3 protein-coding genes are annotated in these 3,069 nt (G+C 39.9%); all 3 read left to right on the top strand.

Annotated elements, in window-relative coordinates; genetic code table 11:
- Nucleotides 1-187: 187 nt before the first annotated feature.
- Complete coding sequence (locus tag HW443_RS10175; protein WP_219857244.1) at nt 188-613, top strand: ABC transporter permease; 426 nt, start codon at nt 188-190, stop codon at nt 611-613.
- 72 nt (nt 614-685) lie between these two features.
- Complete coding sequence (locus HW443_RS10170) at nt 686-2,398, top strand: ArnT family glycosyltransferase (protein ID WP_176231935.1); 1,713 nt, start codon at nt 686-688, stop codon at nt 2,396-2,398.
- 122 nt (nt 2,399-2,520) lie between these two features.
- A partial coding sequence (locus tag HW443_RS10165) for a lipopolysaccharide biosynthesis protein (protein WP_176238150.1) occupies nt 2,521-3,069 on the top strand: 549 nt, incomplete at its 3' end.

The following is a 3,069-nucleotide window of genomic DNA, read 5'->3' as shown; positions in this document are numbered from 1 at the left end:
CTAGGACATATTGGTGTTCGCTCCGACTTGAGCGCGGCGGGTTCCCCTATGTTGTTCCCTCATTTTTGGTTTCTTTTTTGGTGGCTCCTATTATTTTTTCCCCTCGTTTATTTCTTTGTCTTTCTTTTTTTGTTCTATTTTTTCTGTTTTTTTTTTTTTAGCTAACTTTCTACTGGAATTATTAGCCTTGTTTGTCTTTCTTCTTATTAGAGGTTATCCCTTTTATCTTATGCTTTATTTATTGCCGGTTGTTTTGGTGATCGAACTCATTTTGGTCATCGGTATTACTTTGCTGGCAGCAAGTTTGAATGTGTTTTTCCGAGATATCCAACATTTAGTTGGGGTTCTGATGATGGTTTGGTTCTTCGGGACCCCCATTATCTATCCCCTTTCCATGGTACCTCAGGAGTTTCATCTCTTGATGATATTGAATCCCATGACTGTTCTAGCTATTTTGTATCGAAACATTTTCTATAATGTAAACTACCCTGACCTTCTCCAATTTCCATCTCCCGTAAGTATTAGTATTTCGGTAGCGATATCTCTATTTTTATTTGTGCTGGGATACTGGCTTTTCAAGCGACTGGAACTAAGATTTGCCGAAGAGGTGTAAGAATACCCAGTGGTAAGCTCTGGTTGTGATTCCTGTCTTATCCGTCTTAAAGTCTTGAGGGGAGCAAAGTTTATGAGTTTCCTGTGTAATCATCCAAGGGAGGAATCGCCCATGCACCGCGGCGCACCACGTCGCATGAAAATTGGGTTATTTTCAAGGGAGAGGATGATGAAAAATCTCAAGAAAATTTTCTCTTCCTATGACCACAAAAATTTGGACTATAAATTTCCAATCTTTCTGGCCATTTATGTGACCTGGCGACTTTTGCTGCTCAATTTTAACAGCGCCGAAATTGGAGATTTCTACAATTTCCTGCTTCTGGCCAGAGACATAACTACAGGCAAATTTCCGATCTTCACCAATAGACTGCCCTTTTACCCTCTTTTGCTTGCTATAGGACTGCCTTTCCTGGATGGCGTACTATGGGGCAGAATTCTGTCTCTGGTTTTTTCGGTAGGGATTTTAATATTGACCTATAAAATTGCTATTTTATTTTCCGCGAACAAAAACATCGCTTTTTTAACCGTAGCGCTCTTGACCCTTAATCCTATCTTTGCTCATGATTCTTTGAGGGCCTTATCTGAAGCGCCTTTCGTGTTTTTCGTTATGTTGACTTTTTACCTGTACTATCGAAAAGATGTGCCCTGGAGAGGTATATTTTTAGGAACTTCGGCGTTATTGGCAGCCATGACCAGATTCGAGGGTTATTTATTAATCCCTGCGGTTTTAGTTGGTTTGATTGTTCAAAAAAGATGGCGGGATATATCCACTGTACTGGCTATTTTTTTAGTCCCCGTGATTATATTGTGGGGGAGGCATCAAATATTGACTGGTGAACCTCCCCTGTTGATTCAGTATCTCCCTCAGATTCTAGTTGGTCCCAGGATGTTTGATCTACTTCATCTCTATGCTATGCATGTAGTATTCATGGCGGGATTCCCCTTGGGGGCATTGTGGGTCTATATGGGATTGAAAGATGGCCTGAGTAAACAATTCCAACAATACCTTCCCCTCTTAGTCTTTTTAGCTCTGGAGCTTTTCCTCATATACAAGGTTCACCCAGCACACAGGTACTTTAATGCCCTGGTCCCCTTCTTTAGCTTCTTTCTCGCTCTGGGATTACTAAAAGAATACAGCTTAAAGAAAATTCATATGCCAGTAATTTCTGTAATCTTATTATCATTTTTCATATACGGGTCTTTGAAATTTCAACCATTTTTCGTAGTCGGTACCATTTTTAGTGCCATAAGCACCACAATCTTTACCCTATTGGTGATATTCATTATGGTTTTGAGTTCTAAAAAGATAAACTTCGCTTATTTCAAGCCTCTCACCGTATTTTTTGTGGTTCTGGCAGGAATTGTTCTCTCTACTTCTATTGTTCTATACAGGCAGTACGATTATTATACTGTCACTGAAGCCTCAAAATTTGTCTTACAAAAAGAGGGGAGAGTGGCCTGGTCTGATGAGACCGGTGTGTCCACCTGGTATTTAAGAGAGAGGGGAATAGGTCTTTCCGAGGATCTGAATGATGATGAACAATGGGTCTGGCTTAAGAAAAATAGCGTGGATTATGTGCTTGTGACTAATGAGTACAATGAAGGAGCCGAATTGACCGTAGTCAAGAATGTTCAATACAGGTCGAAATTTAGATTGGTAAAAAGATTTTCCTGGAACCAGGATCAAAAAATAGCCCTCTGGCTTAAAGAAATGGGGATTTTAGATGAAAAACATATGCCAGTTGTCCATAGAGATTTCTCAGAGGTCTATGAGATAATAGGTTAGTTTATTAGAAAATAGTCAGCATTTTCCTCTGAAAATGCATCTTAATTCTCCTACGCCTTTGTGGCGCCCGGTGGCGATGGTCGTTTCATGATTTGCGTTAGAAAGATGATGGAATTTAAGAAATGAATCAGAGACTGGAGACGTTACAATTTTTTGGTTTAATAACCAAATTTATAATGATCGCTTTTAGCCTGGTTCAGAGTGTCATTGTTATCCGACTGCTCTCCCCCCAGGAGTATGGGTTCATTGGCTTAGTTCTGGCTTTTGCTGGAATCGTAGGGGTATATCAACATCTGGGGCTGGGGGTGGGTACGCTGAGAGAAGTTTCCCTGGCCCGGGATGAGCAGGAGGCTTCTAAGATTTTTTTCACCTCGCTCTCTGTCAGAATGCTCATCACTCTCCCTCTTGTTTTTGGGCTTTTGTTATTCTCCTCTTATATTACTAATACCATTTATCATAGGCCAGAAATACTTTTTGGGACCAGACTGGTCGCCTTCACTATTCTGTTTAATGGAATAATGGAAATAGTTTTTAATGTTTTGAATGGGCTTCAGAAGTTCAAGCAAGTTTTTATACTACAGATATTAAACTCTGCGGTTAGCATGTTAGTTGTTGTGCCTTTTGTCTTTTTTTTGAAATATGACGGTTATTTTATAGGTAGTTTAATCACG

The sequence above is a fragment of the Candidatus Hakubella thermalkaliphila genome, assembly GCF_013281975.1.
GTDB classification, from domain to species: domain Bacteria; phylum Actinomycetota; class Humimicrobiia; order Hakubellales; family Hakubellaceae; genus Hakubella; species Hakubella thermalkaliphila.
The sequence above is the reverse complement of the archived record's forward strand: the minus strand, read 5'-3'. Positions and strand labels throughout refer to the sequence as shown.